Source organism: Serratia sp. LSHTC3 (genome assembly GCF_057197125.1).
In genome coordinates this window covers 411,040-424,030 of record NZ_JBXUNP010000002.1, presented here as the reverse complement: position 1 = coordinate 424,030, position 12,991 = coordinate 411,040, and the positions used below count along the sequence as shown (strand labels likewise).

Annotated in this window: 16 protein-coding genes; 10 read left to right on the top strand and 6 right to left on the bottom strand. The window is 60.2% G+C overall.

Annotation, left to right across the window (positions count from 1 at the left end; genetic code table 11):
* Window positions 1–16: 16 nt before the first annotated feature.
* Window positions 17–1,027 carry an NAD-dependent epimerase/dehydratase family protein gene (locus tag AC2CGI_RS09255; RefSeq protein ID WP_004928393.1) on the top strand — a complete coding sequence of 337 codons (1,011 nt, stop codon included), beginning with the start codon at window positions 17–19 and terminating at the stop codon, window positions 1,025–1,027.
* Here the strand turns inward: AC2CGI_RS09255 and AC2CGI_RS09250 are convergent, their stop codons facing one another.
* The gene (locus tag AC2CGI_RS09250; protein WP_015377303.1) at window positions 1,028–1,864 is read right to left on the bottom strand and encodes an N-acetylmuramoyl-L-alanine amidase; all 837 of its coding nucleotides are present in this window, start codon (window positions 1,862–1,864) and stop codon (window positions 1,028–1,030) included.
* Window positions 1,865–2,051: 187 nt separating this feature from the next.
* Here AC2CGI_RS09250 and AC2CGI_RS09245 point away from each other — a divergent pair, with 187 nt between their 5' ends.
* Window positions 2,052–3,617 (top strand): DUF3300 domain-containing protein, encoded by a 1,566-nt coding sequence (locus tag AC2CGI_RS09245; protein ID WP_076740381.1) that lies wholly within the window; start codon window positions 2,052–2,054, stop codon window positions 3,615–3,617.
* 53 nt (window positions 3,618–3,670) lie between these two features.
* Here the strand turns inward: AC2CGI_RS09245 and AC2CGI_RS09240 are convergent, their stop codons facing one another.
* Complete coding sequence (locus AC2CGI_RS09240; protein WP_004928400.1) at window positions 3,671–3,994, bottom strand: heavy metal-binding domain-containing protein; 324 nt, start codon at window positions 3,992–3,994, stop codon at window positions 3,671–3,673.
* Window positions 3,995–4,153: 159 nt separating this feature from the next.
* Between AC2CGI_RS09240 and AC2CGI_RS09235 the strand changes: the two genes are divergently transcribed.
* The 8 genes from AC2CGI_RS09235 to AC2CGI_RS09200 all read left to right on the top strand — a co-directional run bounded on the left by AC2CGI_RS09235 (window position 4,154) and on the right by AC2CGI_RS09200 (window position 9,405).
* A complete protein-coding gene (locus AC2CGI_RS09235) occupies window positions 4,154–4,696 on the top strand; it encodes a lipoprotein (protein ID WP_015377301.1) in 543 nt (180 codons plus the stop codon).
* A 262-nt stretch (window positions 4,697–4,958) separates the two neighbouring features.
* The gene (artP, locus tag AC2CGI_RS09230; protein WP_004928406.1) at window positions 4,959–5,687 is read left to right on the top strand and encodes an arginine ABC transporter ATP-binding protein ArtP; all 729 of its coding nucleotides are present in this window, start codon (window positions 4,959–4,961) and stop codon (window positions 5,685–5,687) included.
* A gap of 32 nt (window positions 5,688–5,719) precedes the next feature.
* Complete coding sequence (gene artJ, locus AC2CGI_RS09225; RefSeq protein ID WP_342204892.1) at window positions 5,720–6,451, top strand: arginine ABC transporter substrate-binding protein; 732 nt, start codon at window positions 5,720–5,722, stop codon at window positions 6,449–6,451.
* Window positions 6,452–6,460: 9 nt separating this feature from the next.
* A complete protein-coding gene (gene artQ / locus AC2CGI_RS09220) occupies window positions 6,461–7,177 on the top strand; it encodes an arginine ABC transporter permease ArtQ (RefSeq protein WP_004928413.1) in 717 nt (238 codons plus the stop codon).
* Complete coding sequence (gene artM, locus AC2CGI_RS09215; RefSeq protein ID WP_015377298.1) at window positions 7,177–7,845, top strand: arginine ABC transporter permease ArtM; 669 nt, start codon at window positions 7,177–7,179, stop codon at window positions 7,843–7,845. The genes artQ and artM overlap by 1 nt, the downstream gene beginning before the upstream one ends.
* Window positions 7,846–8,043: 198 nt before the next feature.
* Complete coding sequence (gene artJ, locus AC2CGI_RS09210; protein ID WP_015377297.1) at window positions 8,044–8,778, top strand: arginine ABC transporter substrate-binding protein; 735 nt, start codon at window positions 8,044–8,046, stop codon at window positions 8,776–8,778.
* 101 nt (window positions 8,779–8,879) lie between these two features.
* On the top strand, window positions 8,880–9,131 hold the full coding sequence (locus AC2CGI_RS09205) for a type II toxin-antitoxin system Phd/YefM family antitoxin (RefSeq protein WP_004928423.1): 252 nt from the start codon (window positions 8,880–8,882) through the stop codon (window positions 9,129–9,131).
* Window positions 9,121–9,405 (top strand): type II toxin-antitoxin system RelE family toxin, encoded by a 285-nt coding sequence (locus AC2CGI_RS09200; protein WP_015377296.1) that lies wholly within the window; start codon window positions 9,121–9,123, stop codon window positions 9,403–9,405. The genes AC2CGI_RS09205 and AC2CGI_RS09200 overlap by 11 nt, the downstream gene beginning before the upstream one ends.
* Here AC2CGI_RS09200 and rlmC read toward each other — a convergent pair.
* The 4 genes from rlmC to potH form a co-directional block, all read right to left on the bottom strand.
* A complete protein-coding gene (gene rlmC, locus AC2CGI_RS09195) occupies window positions 9,402–10,529 on the bottom strand; it encodes a 23S rRNA (uracil(747)-C(5))-methyltransferase RlmC (protein WP_015377295.1) in 1,128 nt (375 codons plus the stop codon). The genes AC2CGI_RS09200 and rlmC overlap by 4 nt on opposite strands.
* 69 nt (window positions 10,530–10,598) lie before the next feature.
* Complete coding sequence (locus tag AC2CGI_RS09190) at window positions 10,599–11,078, bottom strand: YbjO family protein (protein ID WP_076740382.1); 480 nt, start codon at window positions 11,076–11,078, stop codon at window positions 10,599–10,601.
* 104 nt (window positions 11,079–11,182) lie between these two features.
* Complete coding sequence (potI, locus tag AC2CGI_RS09185) at window positions 11,183–12,028, bottom strand: putrescine ABC transporter permease PotI (protein WP_004938644.1); 846 nt, start codon at window positions 12,026–12,028, stop codon at window positions 11,183–11,185.
* The gene (gene potH / locus AC2CGI_RS09180; protein ID WP_021504359.1) at window positions 12,025–12,987 is read right to left on the bottom strand and encodes a putrescine ABC transporter permease PotH; all 963 of its coding nucleotides are present in this window, start codon (window positions 12,985–12,987) and stop codon (window positions 12,025–12,027) included. The genes potI and potH overlap by 4 nt, the downstream gene beginning before the upstream one ends.
* Between the last annotated feature and the right edge of the window lie 4 nt (window positions 12,988–12,991).

The window sequence follows — 12,991 nt, the reverse complement described above, 5'->3', positions numbered from 1 at the left end:
GAGAATAGAGTCCGTTATGAAGGTATTGGTCACCGGTGCCACCAGTGGGTTAGGCCGTAACGCCGTTGAATATCTGCGCCGCCAGGGCATCAAAGTGCGCGCCACCGGCCGCAACCAGGCGATGGGCGGCCTGCTGGAAAAAATGGGCGCTGAGTTCATTCATGCCGATCTCACCAACCTGATCTCTTCGCAGGCCAAAGCGATGCTGGCGGACGTCGATGTGCTGTGGCACTGCTCCAGCTTTACCTCGCCCTGGGGCACCGAAGAAGCCTTCGAACTGGCCAACGTCCGCGCCACTCGCCGCCTCGGCGAATGGGCGGCGGCCTATGGCGTGGCGCAGTTCATTCACATCTCTTCACCGGCGATCTATTTCGACTACCACCATCACCGCAACGTGACCGAAGACTTTCGCCCGCAGCGCTACGCCAACGAATTCGCGCGCAGCAAGGCCGCCGGCGAGCAGGTGATCCAGCAGTTGGCGCTGTCCAATCCGCAGACCCATTTCACCATTCTGCGCCCGCAGGGATTGTTCGGGCCGCACGACAAGGTGATGCTGCCGCGGCTGCTGCAGATGATCAAACGCTACGGCAACCTGCTGCTGCCGCGCGGCGGCGCGGCGATGGTGGACATGACCTATCTGGAGAATGCGGTGCACGCCATGTGGCTGGCGACGCTAAAAGAAGACACGCCGTCCGGCCGCGCCTACAACATCACCAACCAGCAGCCGCGCCCGCTGCGCACCGTGGTGCAGCAACTGATCGACGATTTGGGCATGAAGTGCCGCATCCGCTCCGTCCCCTATCCGATGCTCGACATGATGGCGCGCGGCATGGAGCGCCTGGGCAGCAAAAGCGAAAAGGAGCCGGTGCTGACCCATTACGGCGTCGCCAAACTCAACTTCGACCTCACGCTCGATACCACCCGCGCGCAGCAAGAGCTGGGCTATCAGCCGATCGTCTCGCTGGAAGAAGGCATCGCGCGCACCGCCCGCTGGCTGAAAGATCACGGCAAACTGCACGGCCTGTAATCAACGCCACGCGCCGTACTTCAACAGCAGCGCATCGATAATCGCCTCACTCTCTGCATCCGGTTCACCGCGAACATCGTCGGGCCGGAAATGCATCTGAAACGCCGCCAGCACATTGCGCTGCTGCCGCGCATCCCATGACGAATCAACCGCGTAGCCGTAACGCGCCAGCTTATCAAGCAGCGGCGCCAGCGGCACCGGCGCATGACGATCGCGCCCCGCCAGCAAACGCTGCACGTCTGCCTCGTCCGGCCAGGCGCCGATGCCGGCCTGCGCCAGTTGTCGCCAGGGGAACAGCGGGCCGGGATCCTGTTTGCGCTGCGGCGCGATGTCGCTGTGCCCCACCACGTCCTGCGGCTGGATGCCATAGCGTTGGATGATGTCGCGGCTCAGCGGAATCAGCACGGCGATCTGCTCCGCCGTATAAGGCTGCCAATGGGTGAACAGCATGCTGCGGGTGAACCCCTTGTTGACGATTTCAATGCCGATCGAGGTGTCGTTGAGATTGCTGCGGCCGCGCCAGGCGCTGGCACCGGCATGCCAGGCGCGCATCGCTTCCGGCACCAGCCGGTACACCGTCGGTTTGCCGTGTTCGCGCTGCGGGTGCGCCGGCAACAGGTAGTGTGCGCTGACGTGTTCATCGGTCAGCGTTTTCAGTGATGAATGAAAGTCTTCCGCCGTATAGTGCATCACCAGAAACCGAATACGCTGATCGGCGCCCTGCGCCTGATGCAAGGTTTCGAGCTGGTAAGCGCCACGATCGACGAGCGTGTTCTGCTGCGGATTTTGGCATCCCGCCAACAGCGCGGCGGCGATGATCCCTGGCCAAATTTTCACTTATCCTCCTGATTGACGTCCGTGAAAGATGTAACGCGACGCGATTGATCTGTATCCAATCATCACGCTCATCGAGAAATAATGACAGAGAGCGCCGATGTGCAAGCGAGTGTTGCTCCCGGCTGGCGGCCTTTCCCGCCCATGATAGTCTCAAAGTATCATCTGCGCTGAAAGAGCGGAGTCGAACATGTTCACGCCACGCTATCTGTCCTGGTTGCTCTGTGCCGTCATGCTGCCGCTCAGCGGCTGCGATCGGCAAAAAGTCGCCGATGCGATGGGCGGGAGCGCCCCGCCCTCGGCCGCGCCCGTCACGAGTGCCAGCGCGCCGGCCTATACGCCGCTGAGCGCCGATCAACTGTACCAGTTGGTCAGCCCGGTGGCGCTGTTCCCCGACAAGCTGCTGGCGCAGGTGTTGGCCGGCGCGGGCTATCCTGACCAAATCAGCGCCGCGGATGCCTGGCTGGCGCAAAACCGCGGCTTGCAACCGGCGGCGCTCAGCTCGGCGGCCGACGCTCAGCCCTGGGATCCCAGCGTGCGCGGCCTGGTGCAATTCCCCGACGTGCTCGATCAAATGGCGAAAAACATCCCCTGGACCACCACCCTGGGCAGCGCCTACCTGAACGATCCCACCGACGTGATGAACGCCATTCAGGTGATGCGTCAACGGGCGGCCAGCCAGGGCACGCTGAAAAACACCCCGCAGCAGCGCATCGTCGTGGCGCCGACGACGCGTTATGTCGAACAGCAGCCCTATCGCCAGCGCGTGGTGGCGGCGCCGGGCGAGACCATCGTTATCGAACCCAGCCAGCCGGATACGGTTTACGTTCCGCATTACGATCCCTGGGAGGCCTACGGCACGCCGATCCAGGCCTATCCGAGCTATCAGTATCAGCCCTCGGGCTACAGCGGCGGCGACATGCTGGCGGCCGGCGTGATCAGCTTCGGCGTCGGCATCGCGGTGGCCTCTTTGCTCAACCAACACAACAGCGGCTGGCACAACTGGGATATGCGCTGGGACGATCGGCGCCAGCCGGTGGTCTACCGCAATGCGCCTTACGTATCGCATTCCACCACCGTGGTGAATCGCGTCACTAACATCAACCAATATAACAACGTGAACACTGTGAATCGCAGCAGCACCAGCACGGTGAACAACTACAATACCGCCGCCGCGCCGGCGCCGCGTTTCAGCCAACCGGTGCCTAACGCTGCGCCGCAACTGCCGCGCGTCGCGCCTGCGGCCCACGCGCCGATGACCATGCCGAACTTTGCGCATACTCAGCCGGTGGCGCCTCACGTACAGCAGCCGATAACCGTACACCCGCCGGTAGCGGCCGCCCCACACGTGCAACAACCGGTCATCGCGCCCCATGCACAGCAGCCGATGAGCACGCCGACGTTCACGCATGCCGTTCCGACGGCGCCTCACCCACAGCAGCCGACAGCCGTACATTCAGCGCCGCTGCAGACGCATCCGATGCCGGCCGCTGCGGCGATGCATCCAGCCGTCGCGCGCCCGCAGATTCAGCCGGCTCCGCACGTCGCTCAGCCGGTGATCCGCGAACCGGCAGCGCCGCAGCATCCGGCGGCGATAAGCCCAATGCCGGCGCCGCAACAGCGCATCATGCCGCATGCGGCCCCGGCGCCGCAGCTCCATCAGACGTCCGTTCAGCCGATGCCGCATCGCCAGGAGCCGGTGCCCACGAAGCCGCAGGAACACCGCCCAATCGTCGAGCAGCACAAGGTGGGATAAATCAAGAGGATGTCGCCCCGGCGGAATGGCCGGGGCGAAAAAAAAGCATGGCGTTAGCGGCTCACTTTCACCGCGGTGCCGCTGACGGTCACCATCAGCATGCTGCCGTCTTTGCCAACGGTTTCATAATCGATATCAATACCCACCACCGCGTTGGCGCCCAGCTCTTTCGCCTGGTCTTCCAGCTCTTCGAACGCGATCAGTCGCGCCTTGCGCAGCTCTTTCTCGTAAGCGCCCGAACGGCCGCCGACGATATCGCGCACGCCGGCGAAGAAATCACGAAAAATGTTGGCGCCGAGAATCGCTTCGCCGGTGACGACGCCGCAGTATTCGGTGATGGTAAACCCTTCCAGGGTCGGGGTAGTTGAAAGCTGCATCAGAACTCCTTGTTTGATTAATTCAACGTATCTATGACCAGAAGATTGACATTATGTTCGCTTAATCAATGGCACGCAGTACGAATGCAAGGCCAAAAAACGCATTTATACTGTAAGCTATCGGTCTTCATGGTAGAGACTTTCACATAAGGTAATAAGATGAAAACAAAAACGATTGCGGCTGTTTTACCCTTAGCGCTGTTGCTGAGTGCCTGTACCACGGTGGAACCGGCATACAAGGATATCGGCACCCGCAGCGGCAGCTGTGTGGAAGGCGGCCCGGATACGGTCGCGCAAAAGTTCTATGACCTGCGCATCCAGCAGGGCGCCGGCCTGCCGGACAGCAACCGCCTGGCGCAGCTGCAGCCTTATCTGAGTAAAGTGCTGTATCAGGATCTGGTCAGCACCGCTCAAAACCCGGGCAAGCATCAGATTACCGGCGATCTGTTCTCCGGCAATGCGCAGGGGCCAAGCAGCGCATCCGTCGCCAGCGCCTCGACCATTCCTAACACCGATGCGAAGAACATCCCGCTGCGCGTTGACCTGAGCTACCAGAAAGACGCCAACAGCACCGTGAACTGGCAGGACGAAGTGCTGATGGTGCGCGAAGGCACCTGCTGGGTGGTTGATGATATTCGCTACCTGAATGTTCCAGCGCACGCCACCAACGGTAGCGTACGCCAGGTGCTGGAAAACCAGTAACCCGCTTCCCCCGGCCGACGCGGGCTTGCCGCGTCGGTCATCCCGCCGCCCGTCTACCGCTCGAATTTCGTCCAATAGAAAAAATTTCGCTACCGATCTCACAGCCTGCACCACAAATCCCCTCCCTCGGCTTGAGTCGCGGTATCTTGTGCTAATCTTTTACTGTCCCGCCGCACACTCATAAATTTTAACGCACAAAGATTGCATAAGTATTCTGTGGAAGTTAACATTTGCGGCATCAATGTCTATTCAATTCTGGCGCATGAGTATTCAACTTAACGGTATCAATTGCTATTACGGCGCTCACCAGGCGCTGTTTGACATCACGCTGGAATGTCCAGCCGGGGAAACCCTGGTGCTGCTTGGCCCAAGCGGCGCCGGGAAAAGTTCATTGCTGCGGGTGCTGAACCTGCTGGAAATGCCGCGTTCGGGCCAACTGCAGATCGCCGGCAACCAATTCGACTTCAGGCAGGCGCCGGGCGAGAAAGCCATTCGCGAACTGCGGCAAAATGTCGGCATGGTGTTCCAGCAATACAACCTGTGGCCTCACCTCACCGTGGTTCAGAACCTGATCGAGGCACCTTGCCGCGTGCTGGGTCTGACCAAGGCTCAGGCGATGGAGCGCGCCGACAAGCTGCTCAAGCGTCTGCGCCTGACCGACTTCGCCGATCGCTTCCCGCTGCACCTTTCCGGTGGCCAGCAGCAGCGCGTGGCGATCGCCCGCGCCCTGATGATGGAGCCGCAGGTGTTGCTGTTCGATGAACCGACCGCAGCGCTGGATCCGGAAATCACCGCCCAGATCGTCAGCATCATTCGCGAACTGGCCGGCACCGGCATCACGCAGGTGATCGTCACCCACGAAGTGGAAGTGGCGCGCAAAACCGCCAGCCGCGTGGTGTACATGGAAAACGGCCACGTAGTGGAGCAAGGCGACAGCAGCCACTTCACGCAGCCGCGGACCACCGAGTTTGCTAATTACTTATCACACTAACAATTAACTTGCTGTAATTTGGGGAGTTTGCGATGAAAAAACTAATAATCGCCGCCGTTCTGGCCGGCATCAGCGTTTCCGCCTCCGCAGCCGAAACCATCCGTTTCGCTACCGAAGCCTCCTATCCTCCGTTTGAATTTATTGACGCCGGCAACAAGATTCAGGGTTTTGATGTCGATCTGGCCAACGCGCTGTGCAAAGAAATGCAGGCCGAATGTACCTTCACCAACCAGGCGTTCGACAGCCTGATCCCGAGCCTGAAGTTCAAGCGTTTCGATGCGGTGATGGCCGGTATGGACATTACGCCAGAGCGTGAGAAGCAGGTGCTGTTCACCAAGCCTTACTACGATAACTCGGCGCTGTTCATCGCGCAGAAAGGCAAAATCGCCGACGTGGCGGCGCTGAAAGGCAAGAAAGTCGGCGTGCAAAACGGCACCACCCACCAGAAATACCTGACTGACAAGCACCCGGAAATCATCACCGTGCCTTACGACAGCTACCAGAACGCCATTTTGGATCTGAAGAACGGCCGCGTTGATGCGGTGTTCGGCGATACCGCGGTGGTCAACGAGTGGCTGAAGCAGAATGACGCGCTGGCGGCAGTGGGCGCCAAAGTGACCGACAAAGACTACTTCGGTACCGGCCTTGGCATTGCGGTGCGCCAGAAGAACACCGATCTGCAGGGCAAGTTCAACGCCGCTCTGGACAAGATCAAGCAGGATGGGACCTATGAAACCATCTACAAAAAATGGTTCCAGCAGTAATACGCCCAAATGAATGAATTACAACCTTTAGCAAGCGCCGCCGGCATGACCGTCGGCCTTGCCGTTTGCGCCCTGATCCTCGGGCTGATTCTGGCGATGCTGTTCGCCGTATGGGAATCGTCCCGCTGGAAAGCGGTCAGCTGGCTCGGCACCGCCTGGGTGACCGTGTTGCGCGGCCTGCCGGAAATCCTGGTGGTGCTGTTTATCTATTTCGGCTCGTCGCAGCTGCTGCTGATGCTCTCCGACGGCTTTACCCTCAACCTCGGTCTGTTCCAGCTGCCGATTCAGTTGGCGATCGACAATTTCGAAGTCAGCCCGTTCCTGTGCGGGGTGATCGCCCTGGCCCTGCTCTATTCCGCCTACGCCTCGCAGACGCTGCGCGGCGCGCTCAAAGCGGTGCCGCAGGGGCAGTGGGAATCCGGTCAGGCGCTTGGACTGAGTAAGGCGGCGATCTTCTTTCGCCTGATCATGCCGCAGATGTGGCGCCACGCCCTGCCCGGCCTCGGCAATCAGTGGCTGGTGCTGTTGAAAGACACCGCGCTGGTGTCGCTGATCAGCGTGAACGATCTGATGCTGCAAACCAAGAGCATCGCTACCCGCACCCAGGAGCCTTTTACCTGGTATGTGATCGCCGCGGCCATCTACCTGCTGGTGACGCTGTTCAGCCAATACGTCATCAAACGCATTGAGCTGCGCGCCACGCGCTTTGAGCGGGGGCCGGCCTGATGATTGAATATTTGCCGGAGATCCTCAAAGGGTTGCACACCAGCCTGACGCTGACCGTCGCCGCGCTGATCGTCGCGCTGGTGCTGTCGCTGCTGCTGACGGTGATCCTGACGCTGAAAACGCCGATCCTGACGCCGCTGGTCAAGGCCTATGTGACGCTGTTCACCGGCACGCCGCTGCTGGTGCAGATCTTCCTGATCTACTACGGCCCCGGCCAGTTCCCGGCGATCCGCGACTACCCTTGGCTGTGGAACCTGCTGTCGCAGCCCTGGCTGTGTGCGATGATAGCGCTGGCTCTGAACAGCGCGGCCTACACCACGCAGTTGTTCTACGGCGCGGTGCGCGCCATTCCCGCCGGGCAGTGGCAATCGTGCGAAGCGCTTGGCATGTCGCGCCGGCAGACGCTGCGCATTCTGCTGCCGTTCGCCTTCAAGCGCGCGCTGTCGTCTTACTCCAACGAAGTGGTGCTGGTGTTCAAAAGCACCTCGCTGGCCTATACCATCACGCTGATGGAAGTGATGGGCTACAGCCAGCTGATGTACGGCCGCACCTACGACGTGATGGTGTTCGGCGCCGCCGGCCTGGTGTACCTGTGCGTCAACGGCCTGCTGACGCTGCTGATGCGCCTGGTGGAGCGTCGCGCGCTGGCGTTTGAGCGTCGCAACTGAGGCCGCCGCCCCCATGAGCCCCGCCATTGTGCGGGGCTTTTTTTATCCTCAAGGCAATACTTAATCATTTATATTGCATTTTAATTCACTCAATGGCAGGGTTAACAACAGGCATTCGCGCAAAAACCTCTGGCGATTACCAGTAAAAACAAACGATAGCGAATAATCACTTTCAGGATCCAGACAGGAGCTCTACGCATGAAAAAACTGCTGCTTGCCGCGACGATGTTAGCCGGGATGACCTTTAACGCCACCGCGGCCGAAACCATCCGCTTCGCCGCCTCCGCCACCTACCCACCGTTCGAATCGCTCGACGCCAACAACCAGATCGTCGGCTTCGATATCGATCTGGCCAACGCGCTGTGCAAGCAAATGCAGGCGCAGTGCACCTTCACCAACCAGGCGTTCGACAGCCTGATCGCCGCGCTGAAATTCAAGAAATACGATGCGGTGATTTCCGGCATGGATATCACGCCGGAGCGCAGCAAACAGGTCGCTTTCACCCAGCCTTACTACGCCAACTCGGCGATCGTGATCGCGCAAAAAGGCAAGTTCAGCTCGCTGGCGGATCTGAAAGGCAAAAAGCTCGGCATGGAAAACGGCACCACCCACCAGAAATACATGCAGGACAAGCATCCGGAGATTAACACCGTTTCTTACGACAGCTACCAGAACGCCATTCTGGAGCTGAAAAACGGCCGCATCGACGGCGTGTTCGGCGACACCGCCGTGGTGAACGAATGGCTGAAAACCAACCCGCAGCTGGCGCCGGTGGGCGAGCACATCACCGATGCGCAATACTTCGGCACCGGTCTCGGCATCGCGGTGCGCCCAGACAACCAGGCGCTGCTGGCCAAGCTGAACGCCGCGCTGGACGCCATCAAGGCCGACGGCACCTACAAAGCCATCAACGACAAGTGGTTCCCGCAGTAAGTCCGCGTGTGGAGTCGCCCTCCTTCGGCGGCTCCATCTAATTGCCACCCCATCCGGTTAGTGCTAAATTTGATACTGAATTTAGCATCAAGGATAACATCATGACGGTTCAACCCATTCTTGCCGACTCGGCAGTCAGCATCAGCGATTTTAAGAAATCGCCCAACGCCGCCCTTAAAGAGGCACAAGGGCAACCGGTCGCCGTCCTGACCAACGGTAAGATTTCGGGATATTACGTCTCTCCGGAAACCTGGGAGGCGATCGCGGAGTACTTGGAAGATATCGAACTCGCTGAAATCGTTCGTTCACGGATGAACGGCAAACGCATTAAGGTCAATTTGGATGACTTATAAGCTTGAATTCGAAGAACATGCGCTGAAGGAATTTAAAAAACTGTCCCCGGTGATCCGGGAACAGTTCAAAAAAAAGCTGGCATCGGTGCTGGTTAATCCCCACATCCCCGCCAACAAACTCGCCGGTTTGCCTGATTGCTACAAAATCAAACTCAGAGCCTCAGGCTTTCGTTTGGTATATCGCGTCATGGAAACGGAGATCGTGGTTCTGGTCCTGTCTGTGGGCAAACGCGAACGTTCAGCGGCTTACACGGCTGCCAAAAAGCGCCTTTAACGCCGCACCAGCAGCGTCAGCACTTCGTAGTGCGAGGTATGCGGGAACATGTCGAACAGCTGCACCCGTTCGATGCGATACCCCGGCAACATCTCGATATCTTTCGCCATGCTCTCGGCGTTGCAGCTCGAATACAGAATATAGTCCGGCGCCATCCGGCTCAAATAGTCGCACAGCGCCTGGCCGATGCCGCGCCGCGGCGGATTGACCAGCACCAGCTGCGGCACCTGGCCTTCGGCGGTGGCGAAGCGGGTGGAATCGAGCGCTTGAAAATCTACCTGCAACAACCCTAACCGCTGCGCCGACTGGCGCGCACAGGCGATCGCCTCCGCGCTGATTTCGATGCCGGTCAGGCGCGTCTGCGGCTGCGCGCAGTGCAGGCCGAAACCGCCGACGCCGCAGAACAGATCCCACATGCTGTCGATACCCAGCGCGCGCACCCAGTCGCGGGCGGTGGCATACAGATCGGCGGCCACCTGCGGGTTGGTCTGAAAGAAGCTTTGCGGGCGGATGAACAGCGGCACCTGATTGAACTGTTCCTCCAGCGCCTGCTGTTCGGTCAGCGCGATCTCGCGCTCCCCTTCCATGATCGCCATATGCACCGGTTGAATATTGGCGGAGATCACCCTGAGCTGCGGCAGCTGCTGCTGCAGCCACGGCAGCGCGGCGCGCAGCTGTGCCAGTTTGGTTTCCGAGCGCAGCACGAAACGCAGCATCACGCCGCCGTCGAGCGTGCTTTCGGTCAGCAGCAGGTATTTCAGCTCGCCACGTTTGCGCGCCACGTTATACGGCGTCAGGCCGGCGCGGGCGATAAAGCTTTTCAGCACAGCAAACATCGGCGCAAAGCCGGCGGGGTACAGCGGGCAGTCGCTCAGATCGACCGGCGTGCCGTCGCGGTGCAGCATGCCGAGCAGCGGTCGCTCCACGCTGCCGCTGACCACCATCTTGGCTTTATTGCGAAATGCGCTCAGTTCCCCCGCCACCGGCTGCAGCCACTGCGCGACGTCGCGCCCGGCCAGCAGCGATTGCAGGTGATGCTGTTTGTCGGCCAGTTGCTGCGGATAGGGCTTTTCCAGCCACTGACAGGAACGGCAGGTGCCCGCCGTATACAAAGCGCAATGCATGAAGATTACCGTGAAGTTCAGGATGACGAATTAAGGGCGCAGAGTTTACCACTCCGCGCGCCTAAAATCTCACTTGCGCGCGGTGAAGAAGCGGCGGCTGGCGGCAGGAACGAACAGCAACGCCAGGATCACCACGTCGGGGATCTTTTGCAGGATCAGAACGTGCAGGATTTGGCCGCTGGTTTCCCCCTCCACGGTGAACACCTCGGGGAAGACGCTGCCGATGGTGGCCAGCAGCAGGTAAAGCACCACGATGCACTGGCAGACCACATAGCCCCAGCGCCCCCAATTGCGGCCGCGCATCACCGCAAAGCCGCAGCTGATTTGCAGGCACAGCAGCATCAGGCCGGCCAGAAAGATAAAGGTGGAATCCCACGCCTGCGCGCTGGTGTTGACGAACTCCTGCGCGCCGTCGACGCCCAGCTCACCCAGCAGCAGCAGCACGCTGATGCACTTGATCGCCACCATGGCGGTGCCCGCCACCATCACCGGCACCGGCGCATCCGAAGTCGATCCCATTCCCTGCCCGCTTTTCAGCATGTCTGACATATCCGTGTTCCGCTACGACGCGCCACCTATACAGGTGGCGCATGTAAAGTCAGGTAGTTAGTTGCAATATTTATTGATTGCAAAAATAGCAGGTTTGTTACGATTCAGCTACGGGCCGCCCGCTGCAATTCACGCGATCGTTGTTTTTCCGAGCGCGCCATAAACCACCAGGCGATCAGGCCGAGGATGCCCACCACCAGCAGGATCAGGCTGGCCAACGCGTTAATTTCCGGGTTCACCCCCATGCGCACGCTGGAAAACACCAGCATCGGCAGCGTGGTGGCGCCCGGGCCGGAGACGAAACTGGCGATCACCAGGTCATCCAGCGACAGGGTGAACGCCAGCATCCAGCCGGAGATCAGCGCCGGCGCAATCATCGGCAAGGTGATGACGAAGAACACCTTCAGCGGCGGCGCCCCCAGATCCATTGCCGCCTCTTCAATCGAGCGATCCACCTCGCGCAGACGCGAACTGATGACCACCGCCACATAAGCGGTACAGAAGGTGACATGCGCCAGCCAGATAGTGAACATGCCACGTTCCGACGGCCAGCCGAAGGCATGCCCCATCGCCACGAACAGCAGCAGCAGCGACAGGCCGGTGATCACGTCCGGCATCACCAGCGGCGCGGTCAGCATAAACGCGAAACCGGTTGAACCGCGAAAGCGGCCGAATCGCACCATCACCACGGCGGCGATGGCCCCCAGTACCACCGCGGCGGTGGCGGAGGCGGCGGCGATGGTCAGGCTGAGCCCCACCGCGCTGATCATCGCCGAATCGTGGAACAGTTCGCTATACCAGCGCGTGGACCAGCCGGCCCACACCGTCACCAGCTTGGAGCTGTTGAAGGAGTAGATCACCAGCATCAGCATCGGCGCATACAGGAAGGTAAAGCCGACAGTCAGGATGGCGATGCGCCACGGTGAACGCACTACCGGCAAGTTGTTCATTCCTGCCCCCCTATTTCCTTGTTCTGGTGTTTGTGGAACCACAAAATTGGCACGATCAGCAACAGCAGCATGATGGTGGCGACCGCCGAGGCCACCGGCCAGTCGCGGTTATTGAAGAACTCCTGCCACAGCACGCGGCCGATCATGATGCTGTCCGGCCCACCGAGCAGTTCCGGGATCACGAACTCCCCCACTGCCGGAATGAACACCAGCATCGAACCGGCGATGATGCCGCCGCGCGTCAGCGGCACGATCACGCTGAAGAAGGTTTTCAGCGGCCGGGCGCCCAGATCCAGCGACGCCTCCACCAGCGAGTAATCCAGCCGGATCAGCGCCGTGTAAATCGGCAGCACCATAAACGGCAGATAGGAATAAACGATGCCGATATACACCGCCAGGTTGGTGTGCAAGATCACCAGCGGTTGATCGATCACCCCTAGCCACATCAGAAAGTTATTCAGCGTGCCGTTGTTTTTCAGGATCCCCATCCAGGCGTAGACGCGGATCAGGAACGAAGTCCAGGAAGGCAGGATCACCAGCAACAGCAGAATGTTGCGGGTCGACGCCTTGCTGTGCGCCACCGCCCAGGCCAACGGATAGCCGATGATCAGGCAACACAGCGTCGAGACCGCCGCCACGCGCAGCGACTGCAGGTAGGCATCGATATACAACGGATCGTCGGTCAGCTGCAGGTAGTTGGCGAAGTTGAGCGCAATGTTTAGCTTGCCGTCCACCCAGCTCATCAGCTCGGTGTAGGGCGGCACCGCCAACGCCAGCTCCGCCAGGCTGATCTTGAACACGATCAGGAACGGCAGCATAAACAGCAGCGTCAGCCATAAATACGGCAATGCGATCACCAGCTTGCGGCCGTGAGCCATCAGCAGGCGATGGAACAGGGCCTTGAGGGTGGAGGGCGTTTTGGCCGGCGGTTCCGGCGTGCGTTCAGAAAGCAGGGTCATACGG

What these genes read in the sequence shown, in the direction of transcription:
- AC2CGI_RS09255 (WP_004928393.1), top strand. Translation starts at nt 17, where the DNA reads ATGAAGGTATTGGTCACCGGTGCCACCAGTGGGTTAGGCCGTAACGCC.
- AC2CGI_RS09245 (WP_076740381.1), top strand. Translation starts at nt 2,052, where the DNA reads ATGTTCACGCCACGCTATCTGTCCTGGTTGCTCTGTGCCGTCATGCTG.
- AC2CGI_RS09240 (WP_004928400.1), bottom strand. Translation starts at nt 3,994, where the DNA reads ATGCAGCTTTCAACTACCCCGACCCTGGAAGGGTTTACCATCACCGAA.
- AC2CGI_RS09235 (WP_015377301.1), top strand. Translation starts at nt 4,154, where the DNA reads ATGAAAACAAAAACGATTGCGGCTGTTTTACCCTTAGCGCTGTTGCTG.
- artP (WP_004928406.1), top strand. Translation starts at nt 4,959, where the DNA reads ATGAGTATTCAACTTAACGGTATCAATTGCTATTACGGCGCTCACCAG.
- artJ (WP_342204892.1), top strand. Translation starts at nt 5,720, where the DNA reads ATGAAAAAACTAATAATCGCCGCCGTTCTGGCCGGCATCAGCGTTTCC.
- artQ (WP_004928413.1), top strand. Translation starts at nt 6,461, where the DNA reads ATGAATGAATTACAACCTTTAGCAAGCGCCGCCGGCATGACCGTCGGC.
- artM (WP_015377298.1), top strand. Translation starts at nt 7,177, where the DNA reads ATGATTGAATATTTGCCGGAGATCCTCAAAGGGTTGCACACCAGCCTG.
- artJ (WP_015377297.1), top strand. Translation starts at nt 8,044, where the DNA reads ATGAAAAAACTGCTGCTTGCCGCGACGATGTTAGCCGGGATGACCTTT.
- AC2CGI_RS09205 (WP_004928423.1), top strand. Translation starts at nt 8,880, where the DNA reads ATGACGGTTCAACCCATTCTTGCCGACTCGGCAGTCAGCATCAGCGAT.
- AC2CGI_RS09200 (WP_015377296.1), top strand. Translation starts at nt 9,121, where the DNA reads ATGACTTATAAGCTTGAATTCGAAGAACATGCGCTGAAGGAATTTAAA.
- rlmC (WP_015377295.1), bottom strand. Translation starts at nt 10,529, where the DNA reads ATGCATTGCGCTTTGTATACGGCGGGCACCTGCCGTTCCTGTCAGTGG.
- AC2CGI_RS09190 (WP_076740382.1), bottom strand. Translation starts at nt 11,078, where the DNA reads ATGTCAGACATGCTGAAAAGCGGGCAGGGAATGGGATCGACTTCGGAT.
- potI (WP_004938644.1), bottom strand. Translation starts at nt 12,028, where the DNA reads ATGAACAACTTGCCGGTAGTGCGTTCACCGTGGCGCATCGCCATCCTG.
- potH (WP_021504359.1), bottom strand. Translation starts at nt 12,987, where the DNA reads ATGACCCTGCTTTCTGAACGCACGCCGGAACCGCCGGCCAAAACGCCC.